This window comes from Vibrio sp. J383 (genome assembly GCF_023503985.1).
In the GTDB taxonomy this organism is placed as follows: Bacteria; Pseudomonadota; Gammaproteobacteria; order Enterobacterales; family Vibrionaceae; genus Vibrio; species Vibrio splendidus.
In genome coordinates this window covers 1,679,831-1,696,406 of the sequence record NZ_CP097294.1, presented here as the reverse complement: position 1 = coordinate 1,696,406, position 16,576 = coordinate 1,679,831, and the positions used below count along the sequence as shown (strand labels likewise).

At 43.8% G+C, this 16,576-nt stretch carries 11 protein-coding genes; all 11 read right to left on the bottom strand.

Annotation, left to right across the window (positions count from 1 at the left end; genetic code table 11):
• Window positions 1-86: 86 nt before the first annotated feature.
• The 11 genes from ggt to M4S28_RS23790 all read right to left on the bottom strand — a co-directional run bounded on the left by ggt (window position 87) and on the right by M4S28_RS23790 (window position 16,567).
• A complete protein-coding gene (gene ggt, locus M4S28_RS23840) occupies window positions 87-1,817 on the bottom strand; it encodes a gamma-glutamyltransferase (protein ID WP_249633053.1) in 1,731 nt (576 codons plus the stop codon).
• Window positions 1,818-2,077: 260 nt separating this feature from the next.
• Window positions 2,078-3,145 carry a sulfate ABC transporter permease gene (locus M4S28_RS23835; protein ID WP_249633052.1) on the bottom strand — a complete coding sequence of 356 codons (1,068 nt, stop codon included), beginning with the start codon at window positions 3,143-3,145 and terminating at the stop codon, window positions 2,078-2,080.
• A 1-nt stretch (window position 3,146) separates the two neighbouring features.
• On the bottom strand, window positions 3,147-3,623 hold the full coding sequence (locus tag M4S28_RS23830) for a hypothetical protein (RefSeq protein WP_017080103.1): 477 nt from the start codon (window positions 3,621-3,623) through the stop codon (window positions 3,147-3,149).
• Between the two features lie 9 nt (window positions 3,624-3,632).
• Window positions 3,633-6,812 (bottom strand): response regulator, encoded by a 3,180-nt coding sequence (locus M4S28_RS23825; protein ID WP_249633051.1) that lies wholly within the window; start codon window positions 6,810-6,812, stop codon window positions 3,633-3,635.
• Window positions 6,813-7,025: 213 nt separating this feature from the next.
• Entirely contained in the window at window positions 7,026-7,400 is a 375-nt protein-coding gene (locus M4S28_RS23820) for a hypothetical protein (protein WP_249633050.1), read from the bottom strand.
• 107 nt (window positions 7,401-7,507) lie between these two features.
• Window positions 7,508-9,646, bottom strand: coding sequence for an ATP-binding cassette domain-containing protein (locus tag M4S28_RS23815; protein WP_249633049.1), 2,139 nt, complete (start codon window positions 9,644-9,646; stop codon window positions 7,508-7,510).
• The gene (locus M4S28_RS23810; protein WP_249633048.1) at window positions 9,643-11,229 is read right to left on the bottom strand and encodes an ABC transporter transmembrane domain-containing protein; all 1,587 of its coding nucleotides are present in this window, start codon (window positions 11,227-11,229) and stop codon (window positions 9,643-9,645) included. Before M4S28_RS23810 ends, M4S28_RS23815 begins: the two co-directional genes overlap by 4 nt.
• Window positions 11,219-12,643, bottom strand: coding sequence for a TolC family protein (locus tag M4S28_RS23805; RefSeq protein ID WP_249633047.1), 1,425 nt, complete (start codon window positions 12,641-12,643; stop codon window positions 11,219-11,221). Before M4S28_RS23805 ends, M4S28_RS23810 begins: the two co-directional genes overlap by 11 nt.
• Window positions 12,618-14,849, bottom strand: a complete 2,232-nt coding sequence (locus tag M4S28_RS23800) for an ATP-binding response regulator (protein ID WP_249633046.1) — start codon at window positions 14,847-14,849, stop codon at window positions 12,618-12,620. Before M4S28_RS23800 ends, M4S28_RS23805 begins: the two co-directional genes overlap by 26 nt.
• 3 nt (window positions 14,850-14,852) lie before the next feature.
• Window positions 14,853-16,202, bottom strand: coding sequence for an HlyD family type I secretion periplasmic adaptor subunit (locus tag M4S28_RS23795; protein WP_004730526.1), 1,350 nt, complete (start codon window positions 16,200-16,202; stop codon window positions 14,853-14,855).
• Window positions 16,203-16,204: 2 nt separating this feature from the next.
• Window positions 16,205-16,567 (bottom strand): hypothetical protein, encoded by a 363-nt coding sequence (locus tag M4S28_RS23790; protein ID WP_108117721.1) that lies wholly within the window; start codon window positions 16,565-16,567, stop codon window positions 16,205-16,207.
• Between the last annotated feature and the right edge of the window lie 9 nt (window positions 16,568-16,576).

Below are 16,576 nucleotides of genomic sequence, written 5' to 3'. Positions count from 1 at the left end.
GTTCTGTTTGGAATGTCTATTAAAGCAAGGCACAAGTTGGAAACATCTAAAGTGGGTGAGCTTATTGTCTCACCCGTTAAGTTAAATTATTCGCCCATTGAGGTGGATGCACGGCGTCTGTCTGTCGCGCCATGGATCTTGCCATCTTTGATTTCAATGGCGTTCAAACCGCTGACCACTGGAATGACATGTACTGGGTAACCGAGCTGCATAAATTCTGGAACCAACATTTCAGCGTAAGTCTTCTTCTCGACCAATAAACCCGTTGGGTCATAAGGTTTGGTGCGATCTATCTTGGTGCCGTATTGGATGTTTGGAAGGTCAATTGCTTCCTGCGCAGACAGATCCCAATCTAAAACACCAACCACGGTTTTTAACACATACCCCGGAATTTGTGAGCTACCAGGAGAACCTACCACTAAACGCAGGTCGTCTTTTTTATCCATAACCATTAACGGGGTGATCGCGGAACGAGGTCGCTTACCTGCTTCAATAGAGTTTTGAGTCGGTTTACCGTTTATTGTGGGTTTTGTGGAGAAATTTGCCATTTGGGCATTAAGAATCACGCCATCGACCATTACCCCTGAACCCATGCCTGTGCCGACGGTGCTGGTCATTGCAATGGCATTACCGTCTTTGTCGATGATGGATATGTGCCCGGTATCTTGGCTCTCAAAACCTTGATACTGAGCGTAATCAGTATCGGATAGCTTGCCTGCTTTCGGATTTGTTTTCGCAATACCACTCTCTGGAATGAGCTTACGTCGCTCATCGATGTAGGCTTTGTCGAGTAGGGCAGCAACGGGCGCTTCGATATAATCTGGATCGCCCGCATAAGCGATGCGATCGGCCTTGGCGATTCTCATGGCTTCGGTCATCAAGCGCCAAGGTTCAACATCAGTTTTAGACATATCGGCTAAGTCATAAGCTTCGAGCATTTCAAGGCTTTGAGCAACCATCACGCCACCAGAGGCTGGGTAACCGAACGAGACAATCTTGTTGCCTCGGTAGTCACTTTCAATAACCTCACGCTGTTTGACTTGGTATCGTGCAAAATCTTCAATAGACAGCTTTGCGTGGTCGGCATCGATTCTGCTGTTCACAGTTTCAACGATGTGCTTACCAAACTCGCCACCATAAAGGTACTTATCGCCTTGTTGAGCAATGTTACTCAGAGTGTCGGCAAGCTTAGGGTTTTTCATCAATGTGCCGGTTGGTTTGATTTGGTCGCCATTCCAATACAGGGCTTCGATTTCTGGATCTTCAATCAATCGTTCTTGTTCACGAACCACGATGTCGTAGGTGTAACTGTTCATCGCGTAGCCCTTACTCGCCAGTTCAATTGCGGGTTGAACAAGCTCAGACCATGGCAGTTTTCCGTATTGTTGATGAGTGCTATAGAGCAAACGAAGTGTGCCGGGAACCGCTACAGAACGAGCCCCTAAAATCTCGTTTCGACTTAGTGCTTCTCCATTTTCCATGAACATGTCTGGAGTAGCAGTTGAAGGGGCTTCATCTCGTCCATCAAGTGCGAGAAATTGATCTTTGTCTTTTTGATAAAACAGCGCAAAAGTACCACCGCCAATTCCTGTCATATCCGGTTCAACCACCGACATTGTCATCTGCATCGCCACCATCGCATCGACCGCATTACCGCCTTTTTTGAGTATCGAATACCCAGTGCTGCTTACGTATGGATTCGTTGCACTTACCATAAACTCTTCGCCACTTTCATCTGGCGTAATTGGAAAAGGATTTGGCTCAGCCGCGAAACCGGCCGCTGAAACCAAACTTAAAGATAAAGTCGCTATTCGCATGCGTTCTCCGTTTAAGGTATCTGTTTATTCGCTCTTAGGTTGACTGAATAAAGGCGGTGAAGTTCGTGAGTTTGCAGCCTTCTTACACAATGCTGACGTTGCTGACATTGGAATGAAATCATCTCAATATTTCTGGATGAAAGGATAGTTAAGATCAATGTTATGGCTTGTTAAGCATGACAATTCAAAGACATAAAAAAGCCCAAACTGTTTGATTAGCTTGGGCTTTTATTTCTAATGTCGATTATTTTCCCGCTTGATTAGAAAACGAAACTCAACATGATGGTGTAAAGGACGGCATCTTTGTCATCAAAACCAGTAAGTGCATTGAAATCCTCAACAAAGGCACCGTTTGCTTTACGAGCCTCAAAATATTGCACTTCACCATTAATAGACACGTTAGGTAACACATCATAGTCAACGCCAATTAAGTAGCTGTTCCCCTCTAAGTGTTCATTGGAGTCAAATTGTGCGCCATAAACGACGTAAGGCGTGAATGACCCTAAGTGGTAACCAAGACTTGCGTACATGGATGAAGAGAAGTCGCTGATTTGCCCTTCACTGGCAAGTACAGCTTGACCAAATTCGTATTCAGCACCTAGCGACCAAAGTTGGATGTGTTGGTTGTCTGCTGTTGGAAGTGAACCGATGTTTTTAAGCTTTACGGTTTGGTCAAAATTGGAATCGAGGAATGACAAATTCCAACGATAATCTTCTCCACTCAATTGTAGATTGGCACCAAACATTCGATTTGTTTCAAATTCAAGCTCAGTTGTCGAATTGAAGTCGACTTCATTGTTATCTTTAATACCAAAAAATGGAGAGAGTAGTAGGGTAGCTTCATCGCTTACATCATGAGTCCAGCTCACTTTTATGCCATTGAAAGCTGTGATTCCGAGCACGCTGTTATACACCTCTGTCGGTGGCCTTGCTGTCATATAGGCTTGGCCGACATAGTAGTACTCAGAGGCAAGGAACAGTGGCAGCCTTAAGCGTCCAAGACTTACATCGAAGTCGTTAAATTCATAGCCCAAGTAAGCCCATTCCAGTTGAGGGTCACTCCAATCATATTGGGGTGGTTTGACAACTTGCACAGAAGCTTTGAATGAGTTGTAGAAGTAGTCTAACTGAACCCCAAATGTGGTATCACAGTCGTAACAATTTTCATCGGTAAAACCGCGGTTGATGATTAATGGATTATCGTTATCTGAGGTTGCCCAAGAAGTAGAACCGAATCCGCTTAACGAAAAATTATCGGTAAGTTCAATAATCGCAAAAGCCGGAGAGGCAACTGAAGCACACAGTACTGACGTAATTATTCTTTTCATATTATTTCTCCGAACTTATAACGTAGAGAATGTTGGCATTTTGAGGAACCGAAGAGAGTGGGGAGTAACCAATACGGTTTGGTTTGTCATCAAGCCAGTCCACTAAGCTGTCGGTTGACGCCGTTTTGATTTCTCTTGGATAACGCGCTTTTCCTGAAAAAGATAAACCAGCCCAGTGTGCATTCATTTGAGCGGCATTTTTTCCAAGCAAAAGCTGATAAAAGTCCTCTCTTTCGGCACTGTTCTCAGGCCAATCAGACAGTTCAACACGTTTGCCATTGAGGCGCTTAGTTTTCCCTCTATAGAGCTTTCGCGCTTTGTTTATTGATATCTCTTCAAATCCGGAGTCTAAAGAAAATATGGCATAATCTTCAGCGGCGTGAGCAGGGCTGAGAAGAAGCAAGCTTCCTAATAGCCCTACCGCGACTGGCAACATGACTCTGCGGGGAAGTGTTTTTATTGTTCTAATCCAATCCATGGGTATCTCCTAACAAGTCGCACTTTCTATTTGATGGAATAGCTTTTCTTTTCTTACGGGCTTCGCTACATATCCATCCATGCCTGAATCAAAGCACTTTTGAATATCATCGTCGATAACACTGGCGGTTAACGCGATGATAGGCGTTTTGCTTAAGCCTAGGTTTTTCTCATGCTCTCTGATCTCTTTGGTCGCAGTGAAGCCGTCCATAACGGGCATCATGCAATCCATTAGAATAATATCGAAGCTACTGTCGTTTTGGTACATGTCGACGGCGATTTGTCCGTTGTCGGCGATTTCAAACGCGTAGCCGGCCTTTGTTAACATCACAGAAGCGACTTTTTGGTTAACTCGATTGTCTTCGACGAGCAGTATTCTTTCAGATTTACTCGGAACCGTGTTTTGCACTCTTTCTTCTGGCAATGTTCGCTTAGCTGCAGCATTAAGAATCGGCGTTACGGTCGCGGGTTTTTTCGTAGATTTAGTTTTGTAGGCAGCAGGAAGTGGCATCGCTTCAACGGCGGCAAGTACTTTTTCTTTTAGCATTTCAAATTTGAATGGCTTTGGTACATAGTCATCCATACCTACGTCGAAACACTTTTGAATATCATCATCAATCACACTGGCGGTTAAGGCGATGATAGGGATACGGCGCGTGGCGTTGGTCTCTTTTTCAACGCGTCGAATGTTGCTTGTCGCTTCAAAGCCATCCATGACGGGCATCATACAGTCCATCAGTATCACTGCGTAATGAGGGTTTGCGGTGAACATGTCCACAGCTTCTTGACCATTATTAGCGAACTCGAATTCAAAACCACTTTTACCGACATGAAGCCCAGCAATTTTTTGGTTGATCTTGTTGTCTTCGACGATGAGTATCTTGTGTTGGATCTCTAGAGGTTGTTGGCTTGCCTCTGAAAGCTCAGCTAAACCCTGCGTATCACAGAGCTCAATAGCTTTAATTAAACGTAAGCCGAGTAGGGGCTGTGCGACTTGTGCAGTAACGCTGTCGCCAAGATCCGCAGGCTCACTTAAGAAAGAACGTATCAAACAGATAGTGATGCCATTTTGGTGCAGCTTAGCTAAGTTATCTGCGTGGGTATTAGCTAGGAATACATCATCTTCAGCGAAAACGACAGTAATCGGTTTATTGTGTTTCTGAGTCGCGAGTTGTTCGGTCATCGCGGAAGTGTTATTCGTTCGCTGAGTTACCTTTAAGCCATAAAGGTTAAGGTCACATTCTATTCGTGTAGAAAGCATGTTCTCGTTACCCAGAACATAAATGTCAGCGGTTGCCGTGCTTGGTTTCGGTAGCATCATGTCAACGGGTAATTCTAAGTCGAAGTAGAAACAGCTGCCTTCCCCCTTGACTGAATCGAGCTGAATCTGGCCACCCATCAGTTCGACCAACTGTGTACTGATGGCGAGGCCAAGACCAGTACCGCCAAACTGACGTGTAGTTGAGTCATCTTCTTGAGCAAAGGGCTCGAATATTTGCTTCTGTTGTTGCTTGCCGATACCAATACCTGTGTCGCGAACGGCAAATCGAATGGTGACATTATCATCAGATTGTTCGAGTGTTTTGATCGACAGTGTTACGCCACCTTCAGCCGTAAACTTCACTGCATTCGACATAAAGTTCATTAGGATCTGTCTTAAGCGGTGATCGTCGATCATTACGCGAGCTGGTGTGTCTGGGCTGATATCAACGTTAACCGATATTTTTTGCTCTTTCGCTTTTGGCGCAACAATAGAGGCTATGTCGTATATCGACTCTCTAATCGACGCCGAGTGAGGGCTGATTAACAGCATGCCAGATTCAATCTTCGAGAAGTCTAAGATATCGTTGATCAAGCTCAGTAGCAGTTGGGATGAAGTTTCAATCGTATCCACATAATCACGCTGTGTGGGTGTGAGTGGGGTATCTGCAAGAATCTCGGAAATACCAATAACGCCATTGAGTGGGGTACGAATTTCATGAGACATATTGGCTAAGAAGCTGCTTTTCGCTTTGCTAGCTTGTATTGCGTGGTCTTTGGCTTTCTCTGCGTCTTCTACGGCTAAGGTTAACTTCTCTTTTGCGTGTTCTCGTTCGATGGTGAGTCGCTCTACTTGTTGAGCAAATAGGCTGAGTTCATCTTTGCCTTGAATTAGCTTATCCAAAGAAGGTCGAGTTTCATCGTTTTCGCTTTTCAAGAAAGCCAACACCAAATTCAGGTTGTTGGTGACTTGTCTTGCCAAGCTTAGGGTTAATCCCATCACAATAGTCGCGAGCAAAGCAACGATAGAGATAAATAGTGTTCGTTGGATCTGAGCTTCATAGATGGCTTGCTCAACTTCTTGTTGGAACTCTTGCTTGATAACATTACCTAGGCTTTGCAATAAGCTGAGTCGAGCGCTCATCGCCTCTAATCCGACAGAAATCTCTTGTGGCGTCAGTTGGCTGATTGCGTTTAGGTCGAGTAGTGCGCTTCTAATCTCTTGGCTTTGAGCAAACACATCGTTTCTAAATACTTCAACCATCAGTGACACTTGATGTTCGTTGGCATTCAATGAAACAAAGCGTTCTAAGAACAATTGCTGTCTTTCACTTAAGGTTTCAATCTGTTCAGCAAGTTCTGGGTCGTACTCTTGGTTGCTTTGGAATATCTCAATCAGAGAGGTGCCCAGCTTAAACTCTTCGTTTGACCAAAACATCAGCCATTCAAGCTGTTGTAACGCGGTGAGGTGTTGCTGAATTCCCCGCTTGGTGTTTTCGAATGGGACTTTTTCTATTTCGAGCAATAACTGCTTGTATAAGTCGCTCTGCCACTCAAGGGCATCCAATTTATCGTAGCTGTCAGTGGCTTGCATTGTCGATAAGGTTGCTTCGCTGAAGTCGGCAACCAGTTGATTAATCTCATCAGAAGCATCTAAAAAAATGATTGGAGACAGGTTCTCTAATTCTGCCTTTGCTTGACCGCTCTGTATCGCGAACTCTTCCGGACTTGAGGACAAAGTACTTCGATACAGAACCGAGATATCTTGAAGATACACAGATAACTGATTGGTTCGCTCAAAATCGGTCAACTGAGTCGTTAAAATATAAGCTTGTCTACCTGCGAGGAAGAGTAGTAATGAAATGGGAAGTAGAACTAAGCCAAAGAGTTTATGTTTGACTGAAAGGTTATTCCAGACCGTAATCGCCATATAAGGATCCATCCAACTGTTTTTATATAAAAACAGTAGAATAAAAATGCCGATATGGAAACTTTGAAACCGCAAATTTAATAGAAGTGTGGGAGGGGTATAAGTTCTTGTGATTCCAGAGCTTATTTTGATATACGTTCTTTTATTAGTAATTTATAGCGTTTGGCAGTTTGTTTAATTTTATGCTTATTGATGAATTACTTAAAATTCGTGTTAATGAGGGCGTTTTGTATCAAGGCTTAGTTCGAAAAGAAGTTGCTCTAAAACCGTTTTTGCAGAGGGTTCTAATGTCCAAATACCGAGCATTCTGTTCAACGCGGCGCGATATGTTCTGTTTTTGAGTAGAAAGGCGAGCGTGCTCGTATCGTTGCTCAAAACATGTGTTTGTACAACTGTGAGCTCAGCTTTGTTTTCGATATCAATTTTCTGAAGATTGAAAGCAGGCAGGAATGAACATTCGTACCAAATCTCAATGATCTCTCGAAGTTCGATTTCTTCTTCAGGCACGTCACAGTCCTGAAATATATGATTCTCAGGAATTGCGGATAAGTAAGCAACATCAAGCTTGTCTGCAACGAATGTGTACATTTGTTTCCTTGTTACCTGTGGTATTGGACCGAATCATCTCTCTCACTTATGATTTTGTCAATTACATCCATCTCGCGAAATGACGAATTGTGAGTAAGCGTTATGATTTAGCTCAAACTGTTTAAGTATTTGTCTGTTAAGCCAAAATATTTCAAGTTTCCATCTGGCTCTAGAACCAAACTCATGTTGGATGTGGCGATTAAGCCGGGATCATTGGTCGAAAAAATGACTGTCTTATTCAGCAACTTATCGCTGAACAAACGGTTAAAGTATTGCGCGTTTTCTTGCTCGGCACCGTTGAAGGGCTCATCAATAATTATCAGAGATTGCTCACAGTTACCCAAGCCAAGGGCCAAACGTAGTTTTTGCTGAATTCCGTTTGGAAGGCCTTTGCACTTATCGACACTCAATTGAGTCGCTAAGCCTTCTGGTAGCCATTCGTCCAGTTCGAAGAAGCTCACCATCTCTTGCATCTTCTCTGTTGGAATGAGGCCGTTATGCAGAATGAAGTTGGTTTCTAGTGAACCTTCAAAAATATGCAGGTTAAAAGGGATGTAGTTAATTGAGGTGCGATAACGGTAGCTATTGAACTGCTTGATGTTGTAGCCGTCAACGGATACTGCGCCTTGATAACGATCCTCTAAGCCAGCAATGATTGAGATGAGTGTTGTTTTTCCGCAGCCAGTTGGGCCACAAATGACGACTTTTGCACTGGGTGGTATCTTAAAACCAAGGTTGGTTAAGCCGGTCGCCGCACCTGCATATCTGTGACTGACTCCGCTGCCCATAATGCTGCCTTGGAACTGGCGAATAGGCGGGCTCTTCTCTAAGGTTAATTTGTCGTCATTCATCGACATCAAGTTATTGATCTGTGCTGATGACGCCTTGATGGATTGAAACTTAGATATCGAGTTATAGATACCCATGATTGGGCCTAACGCCTTCCAAACCAATATCACTGTCGCGAGCATTGCACCAGCATCAGAAGTGCCTTCCATCACTCCGATTACTGCGGTCACGATACTTGCAGTACCAATCACCTGAATCAAACTGCCGCCAGCGGCCTGAATCTTACTGTTAGTCACGGCGACGTTCTCGGCATCACTTGTGCTTTGCATGTGTGAAGCACTGAAACGAGATTGAACGACACGAAGTAAAGGCAGGCCTTGGATAGTTTTGATACCACGAAGGATTTCATTCCATTGATACGAGACCATCGCATTAGCGCGGGAGCTTTTGGATGTGGCTTGCGAGTAGATATAGCGAGAATACACACAGAACACCAACATCAAGATTAAGCCACCCATCACTACAAGCGCTGCCGTACCCGACATCAGGGCAATCGCGATGATAAATACAATCACAAATGGCATATCAAAATAGCTGAGGGTTGATTCTGCAGTCACTAAGCGGCGGAACGTATCGATATCTTTCAAACGAGCTAACTGGGAAGAGACCCCAGCAGTGGATGTCATCGCATAAGGTAGCCACAGCAGCTTAGATATAACGGCTTGCGAGATGTGCACGGCGAGATCTTTACCGGACGTGGCAATGATGTTGACCCGCATCTTTTTGAAGAAATACTCCGAGAAGCCAACAATAATGGCAAATAAGGTTAACCAATAGAGTGTGGCTTGAGAGCTCGAAGTCAGTGCGAAGTTATACACACTCATAATAAAGAATGGCTGCAATGCTCCGAGAATACTGATGACGAAGCTGAGAATGATCAGGCTTTTAAGTTCATTGTTGTAACGATAGAAAGCGTATTTTATCCAATTGCTTCTGTCTTGCGATTCCGGCGGTGGTTCGCGGAATAGACGAGAATATTCGCTAATCGAAATCAGCAAACAGGGCTTTTTACACATTGGGTATTCAATGGTGTTGTTGTTCGTGTAATCAAACAGGAGTAACTTTCCATCCTTAGTACCTAAGAAAATGGCGCTAAGGTTCTCTATCTCAATAAAGCATGGATGAGGGTACTGATCGATATTCTCGAGAGTTTTTAGCTTGGTCACATCACAGCGGTATCCAAGACGCTCTATGGTCGCAGTAAAACTGTCACTGTCTTTTTGTTTGGGAATAAAAGCGTCACTGAGAATAGACGGCGTGCCTTCCCATTCCAGTGCAATTAAGGTGTAAGCTAAGCCACGAATCAGCGGTGACTGACTGTAGCGTTCATCATAACCACTTGCTTCAAAGTCCAACACCCGCTGCGGAACATTGTTGAAATCAACTAGGATGCTCATTGATCACCTCCGGTAAGTTTTACGCGTTTGAGGCGGTGGTTTAGTTTGTCCATCTTATTACTGGCGATGATTAGGATTTTGTCATTGGCACGATAGGCGGTACTGGTCAGCACCACTCGTGCAAATTCCTCATCATAGACACAATCGATATCATCAAATATCAATACACGCTTACTGGCGAGCAGGGCGCGAACCAATAATAAGGCGTAACCTACTTGGCGTGAGAATGGATTGCGCATGTGGCCTTTGAGTTCTGTGTAAAAACCAGCAGGAAGCCCATCAATTTGTGCCTTGATGTTCATAGTCTCGCACAGTGCAAACGCCGTATTATTCAAACTTGGTCGGAAGCAGGTTAGATTATCAATAATGGTTCCTTCCACGAACGAGCTTGTTTTATCGACCATCAGCACACTGTTGCGCCAAACGTTGTAGTTAACGTCATCGAGGGGGGTCTCGTTAATCATGATGTCCAGTTTGTTATCGCTGTTCTGGCGAGTAATACAGTTGGCAAGGTGTGTTTTGCCTGAGCCACTTTTCCCTGTAAGTAAATAGGCTTGCCCAAGTTCGAACTCGATACGCTGTTTTTCAGAATACTTAACCGAAATACGTTCAACCTCTGTTGTCTCATGCTGATGTTCAACCGAAGCCGCCAGCTCAAGCAGTTCGGCGATACGTTGTATGTGGAGTTTGTTTAATTCCCAGCGGCTCGCGGTGCGCATCACTTGTTGGTAAGGCGCAAAATAACGGTTGGTTAGCATGATGATCGCGGCCATGATGCCTTGGCTAGATTCCATATTGATAACGGCCGTTGCCAGTACCACAACAACACAAGCTATAGATAGCTGTTGGATAAGCGCCAATATTAGGCTGAAGTTCGATTCAATCTGCTCATATTTGATGTTCTCAACTTCGCGCTCTTCGACCATTTGTGTCATCAGGCTTTCAACGCGGTATTCCATATTTCGAGCTTTGATATCAAGCGGGCTAGAGATGATCTCGATGATTTTGGAGGTGGTTAATCCTTCGATGTCTGACTTATTCTGCAAACTATCAATCTTTTGTTTGGAAAGGCTCCACGCGAAAATAGCCAAGATGACAGAGGCAATCAGAAGTGTAATACCAGCCCATATGTTGATGAGCCCGATGATAAGGATGGTAATCAAACTGACAGCAAGGTTGATCAGTGCTCGAACCGATTCTCCACCAAAAAAGGTTTTCAGTTCTGGAATGGTCGAAATACGCTCCAAATATTCACCGGGCTCTAAACGGCGAAATTTGGATATCTCAGCCAAGCATATGGATTGAAATACTTTGTTGGTTAAGTTGGTCTCAAACTGCCTCATGATGACGGAAGATATCTTCTCTTCCTGATTTTTTAAGTGATAGTCGAGGAAGATGGAAATCAAGATAATCGCGAACAATAAGAACAGAGTATCTTGTGCTTGGTTGGGTAACACTCGGTCAAAAATGATCAGAATGGAGAAGGGCAGCACCAAGCCAAACAAGGTCGATATTATCGTTGAGAAAGTCAGATAACACTTATCTGCCATATTGATCTTTTGCGAAAATTGCTCAGTTTGCATTGCGCCCTCCTTTTCTCAATGACTCAGTCGAAAGAAGGTGTTTAGGCACCAAATCTTGATTGTCTCGTCCCTCAATATCACTCATCAATTGCATGATACTCTCTATCGATTGAATCGAAAGCACGCCTTTAACTTGCTCAAGCTTAATGGTCTCGATGATGTAGTCGTATCGAGCGCTTTCGTAATCTCTTAAGGCGCTGAACAGCTTACTTTCCGCCGCCAGCAAGTCGGTGATGGTACGCGTGCCTAATTGGTAGGCTCTTTGGATCCCTTTATAAGATGCGTAGTTGGCGCGAATGATGTTTTCGAAACTGCTTATAGACTGCGAGAAATCGTTAATGTTGAGCACTGAGGTATTCACGCTGTTACGTGTGGTATAAAGCGAATCTTGGTAAAGCAGCTCAGTACGTTCGATGGCCGTCGATGATTTTTGATAGCCATAGTAATCAGAACCACCAGACAAGATAGGCACGGCGAGGTTTAAGCCAACACTGGTTGAGTTACTTTCGCCTGTGGCTGTAATGTCGGTTTTATCGTAGTTATTGGCGTCATCATGTCGATAGCTGGCTGAAAGCGAAACGGTCGGTAAGAAGTTTGAACCGCTCTCTTTTAAGCTTCTGCGGCTTCTCTCTACGTTTTTCTTTGCCACCAACAAGTCGTTATTCAGCTTTAACGCCTGATCCATGATCGTGCGTTGCTCGGTTTCGTTGATCTCTTTTAAAGGCACGCTTTCGTATATGTCTTGCGACGGAGTGATAGGGTACTGAATTTGAATAGAGAGCCCGTTGAGAATGACACGACGATCTTTTTGCAAGGTTCTTAAACGGTTCGAAACACCTTCTTTTTGAGCAATCACTTCGTACAGCTCACTGGCAGCTGTATTTCCTAACTCCACATTGCGTCGCATTTGATGTTCACGCGTCTCAGACGATTTAAGCTCAACTTTAGTCGCTTTTATCTGTGCGTTGTTTTTCAAATACTCAAAGTATTGAGACCCGATTTCCGAAATAGTGCTTTGGATTTTGTTCTCGTGTTTAATCTCTTCGATATTGAAGTCGAGCTTTGCCGTCCCATATTTGAAAATGTCACCAAGATTGAATATGGATTGGGATAACGAAAGACTGTAACTGTTTGAGTTATAGCTAGAGGTTTCATCGGGCACGCTCGATAGCAAGGTTTCATTCTCGTTCCATGTTGTATCGGCTGCACCATTGAGTGAAGGTAGAAACTTAGATCGGCTGATCCCAATGTTGTATTCGTTCTCTTCCACGCCCTTATCACTAGCACGAAGAGACAGGCTGTTTTGCAAGCCGAGCTCTACCGCCTCTAGCAGGGTAGTCGCCGATGCTGAAGGTGTCGTGCTGAATGCGAGTGCAGCTATGATGCTGCTAGTTAAGTTTCTGTACCGCCACATACTTGTTGATCACCTTGATTATTTGGTCACTTTTATAAGGTTTGCTGATCACGTAATCCATTCCGGCTTCGATACAAGCCTGGTGTTCGTTACTGCTGGTCAATGCGGTTGCACCTATGATGGTACAAGGGTTCTTCTCGTTTTCTTGTTCAAACTGGCGAATACGTTTTGTGGCTTCAATGCCGCCCATACCCGGCATGATGCAGTCCATGAAAATGATGTCTGAACGTTTATTCATGAAGTGTTTCACTGCGTCAGCGCCATCGCCAACCATGTCTGGTTCATATTCTTGCTTGGTAAGGATTCGTTTAAGTAAAATCTGCTGAACTCGGTCATCTTCTACGATTAGGAATGAGCTATTCTCCATTTGTTCTTCTGATGCTTCCGCTTCCATAATGGTGAGTAAGTTAGGAATAAACTCATAAGGAATCGCAGGGGAGTTGATGATCTTATCGACGAAGCTATGACACTCTTGCGCATGCTGAGTGTTGGTTACCGATAACAGCAACTTGGTATTTGGGTGGTTCTTAAGTTGAGATTTCACTGTTTTACTCAGTGACGGTAACTTGTTGGGTTCAAAGGTATCGGTCAGCATAATCGCATCGTAATCACCAAAGGTCTTCGCCGCTGAAAATAACTCATTGGCAGTCCGAATTTCGGTGATATCTAGCCCCAAATTACTGAGCATTTTCTTCATCACATCGATGCGAACTTGAGTGTTGGCGCACAGCAGTAAACGCTTGCCGTCGAAGCGAGTCTTTTCTGTGTGGAAATTCTTCGCCTTGAGATCAAGCTCAATCTGAAAACGTTCCTGCGTACCCGATTGGAACCAGTGACTTTCGTAATACCCGTAATCTTTTAATACGCTTTTTGCTAAGTCGTCTGTGCTTGCGGTGTGGTCCTTGTGACTGCTCCAATGGAGTTTATTGAGCTTGGCTACAGAGACATCTAACGTTGAAAGGAAGTTTAGATTGATGGTAACTCGGGTATTTTCCATGTCTGAAGCCGCCCCAGATTCAATCGTCACAAATAGTTTCTTATTTGATTTGAGTTGAATGGCATTGGAAAGCTGTAGGAACAATATCCAGAACAAGCTGGTGGATTGGCCTTCTACGCGATTGGGTAAGTTGTCGGAAATAAAGCAGTCAAGTTGACCTTCGTTCCTCTGAACTTTGGCGCTGATATGAATCATCAATTCAGATAACACGCTCAGCAGAGAAAACTCTTTCGACTTGCTTTCCGTACCCTGTGAAATCAATCGATTATAGTTTTCTGCTAGCTCAGATAGGGTGCTACATGCAGAGGTAATATCTTTCGCCATCAATACGCCATTTTCATCGGTTTCTTGAACGAGGTACTGGACACCACCGTTGATGGTATTGGTGATTCCGCGAATCTCATAACCGATTAACGCATACAGCTGTTTGTAGAGATCGTTATTACGTTTTTGGTCTTCCAATTTACTGAAGATCAGTTTGAGATGAGAGTAGATCTGACGCTGTTTGGGATTGATGCTCACTTCATTAAGAAGCTCTTCAAGCCTTTGTAAATCTAACTGTTTTAGTTCTTGATACAGAGCATCGAACTCATAGTCGATTTCGCGTTCGTTAGAGCTGGATTTCTTCAGTTTCAACATGGCGACAGCGTTAGATAGAACCGTTATCACAGCCAGTATTACGACCACTATAAACAACCAAACGAAGAACTCGTTTTTCTCAGACATCAAATCGCTCGCATGGTTGTTAAACATGGTGCGGTAGTTGTCATCCATCTGCAGATAGTTGTTGGTCAGTGAGAGATATAAATCGAGTACATCGGCACGTGCTTTAGCGCTATCGGAGAAACGGTTAATCGCTAATTCAAGTTGAGTGTATTCAGTAGCGCCAACCAAGCTGAACTCAGTTTTGTTCAAAGAGGCTAGCGACCTAAATTCATCTATTTCACGCTTCAAGTTAACTAGATTGAATTCGTTAGTACCACAAGTGTCGGTACTTAAGCACTGCTGCAGAGTTTGAATATCTTGTTCGATGGTCTGATTAAGCTTCTGAGCTTGTATGAGCAGTGGGGCACTTTGCACTTGTGCGACTGAGTCTACTTTTGACCAAGAAAAGTATAAATAGAAAGCGAGCGCAGCCAGTACGACGCTAAACAATATGCTTAGTCGCAGGGCGGGTACAGAAATATTGTATGAAGGTTTTCCGCTCATTGATTACCTCTCATCGAAAGCATCTTCGATGGCTGACATCACCGGCTTCGCTGCGTATTCGATCACGCGACGCGAGCCTGTTTTTACATCGGCGGTAAATTCCATATAAGGTGATAATTTGTATTGAGTGCCTCCTCGTTCAAGAAAGTTTCGGTCAATTTCAATCTCTGCTAAATAGAATTCGGCGTCTTCTTCTTCATAAGACGAGCGGCTGATTGAGGCGATGGTTCCCTCAACAAACCCGTATTTTGCAAAGTTATAGGTATCCATTTTTACTTTCACTGCCTGACCAATTTCGACAAATCCCATGTCTTTACGTGGAATCTTCGCTTCACCGTGTAACGAATTATTTATTGGGGCAATATCGGCGATACTCTCGCCTGGCGGAATCACAGCTGAACGGAAATTGAAGTGCAGTTTGTCGACCACGCCATCGACTGGTGAGTAGACAACCAGTCGATCAACCTTGTCGGAATGTTGTGGTTGTAAGATACGTTTTAGCTTGAGATCTTTATTCGCTTGAATGATTTGTGCTTGATACTCAGAGTTTCGATTTTCAACCAAGTCACGGTGTTGTTTTTCCAGTTTGTCGAGCTGAAAACGTTCGTTCATGACCGACTCATCAAGGTTCTCAATCTCACGTACCATATTGGACTCTTGTACTTTCATGTTGAGGACGTCGACATAAGATGCCATCTCTTCTTTATAAAGCGTGTTTTTGATGTTGAGTTGTTTGCGAATGAGCGATAGTTGATTCTCTGAACTTTTACGACGCTTAAGCATTGACTTAATCAGGGAGTTTTTGTGTTTAATATCGTGGGTAATGAGCTCTTCGTTGGAGCGGTTTTTAGAAAACTCTTGTCGCCATGTATTCATGTTCACCTGAACTTGTTCTGGAAATTTTTCGATATAAGAAGCGAAGTTGGGTTCTACCATGTCGCGTAAGCTTTCATAGCGAATCTTATCGAGCTCTATCTGAATAATTTCAGTATTCACGGTATCAAGTTGAGTGTTGCGGTCTAGTGAGCGTATTCGTGCGATCGGCTGTCCTTCATAAACGACTTCTCCTTTTCGGACTAACATCTCTTCCAATATGCCGCCTTCTAGGTGTTGAACCTTCTCAACGTCAGATTCCAACAACAGCTCACCACGTACAGAAACGACGATGTCTATACGCGCTTGTGATGCCACGGCGATAGCGACTAAAGCGAGTAGGAATATGATGAGCAACGTTTTGTGAACACTGGTCATGGCACTTGCAAGCACAATGGTGTCATCAGCTGTGACCTTAGAAGCCTCATTATTAGAAACGAGCGCTTTTCTTAAGTGATGTTCTATTTGGTTATTGCTCATGACTACCTCGATGACTTGTCATCTATTACTTCCTTAATGTCCAACAAGTGATTGATTTGTCGATTGACGTTGTGCAATTCAGTTTTTACATCCTCTAAAAGCTCTTCAGGTGCAGGGAATTCGTGCTTACTCAAATGTTCCAATTTGGCCATTTTGGGTGGCAAGTCTTGATCGCACAGTAAAGTTAAGATGGTCTTTAATCTCTTTGAGTAGTTGTTGAGCTCATCAAAACGGTCACTTTTATGAAGCATCTCTATGTTGATCGCTGCGTCTGAAAAGTCCTTATAAAAATCGCCTAATAGCAATTGAAGCCCTTTGTGGTTGTTGTCGATTGACCGCAGCAAACTCGTCATGTCTATCATCATTCCACCGCC

Excerpts from the sequence above, each read along its gene's own strand:
- M4S28_RS23830 (WP_017080103.1), bottom strand. The coding sequence starts at position 3,623 with ATGGATTGGATTAGAACAATAAAAACACTTCCCCGCAGAGTCATGTTG.
- M4S28_RS23795 (WP_004730526.1), bottom strand. The coding sequence starts at position 16,202 with ATGAGCAATAACCAAATAGAACATCACTTAAGAAAAGCGCTCGTTTCT.
- M4S28_RS23800 (WP_249633046.1), bottom strand. The coding sequence starts at position 14,849 with ATGAGCGGAAAACCTTCATACAATATTTCTGTACCCGCCCTGCGACTA.
- M4S28_RS23790 (WP_108117721.1), bottom strand. The coding sequence starts at position 16,567 with ATGATGATAGACATGACGAGTTTGCTGCGGTCAATCGACAACAACCAC.
- M4S28_RS23820 (WP_249633050.1), bottom strand. The coding sequence starts at position 7,400 with ATGTACACATTCGTTGCAGACAAGCTTGATGTTGCTTACTTATCCGCA.
- M4S28_RS23810 (WP_249633048.1), bottom strand. The coding sequence starts at position 11,229 with ATGCAAACTGAGCAATTTTCGCAAAAGATCAATATGGCAGATAAGTGT.
- M4S28_RS23835 (WP_249633052.1), bottom strand. The coding sequence starts at position 3,145 with ATGAAAAGAATAATTACGTCAGTACTGTGTGCTTCAGTTGCCTCTCCG.
- M4S28_RS23805 (WP_249633047.1), bottom strand. The coding sequence starts at position 12,643 with ATGTGGCGGTACAGAAACTTAACTAGCAGCATCATAGCTGCACTCGCA.
- M4S28_RS23825 (WP_249633051.1), bottom strand. The coding sequence starts at position 6,812 with ATGGCGATTACGGTCTGGAATAACCTTTCAGTCAAACATAAACTCTTT.
- ggt (WP_249633053.1), bottom strand. The coding sequence starts at position 1,817 with ATGCGAATAGCGACTTTATCTTTAAGTTTGGTTTCAGCGGCCGGTTTC.
- M4S28_RS23815 (WP_249633049.1), bottom strand. The coding sequence starts at position 9,646 with ATGAGCATCCTAGTTGATTTCAACAATGTTCCGCAGCGGGTGTTGGAC.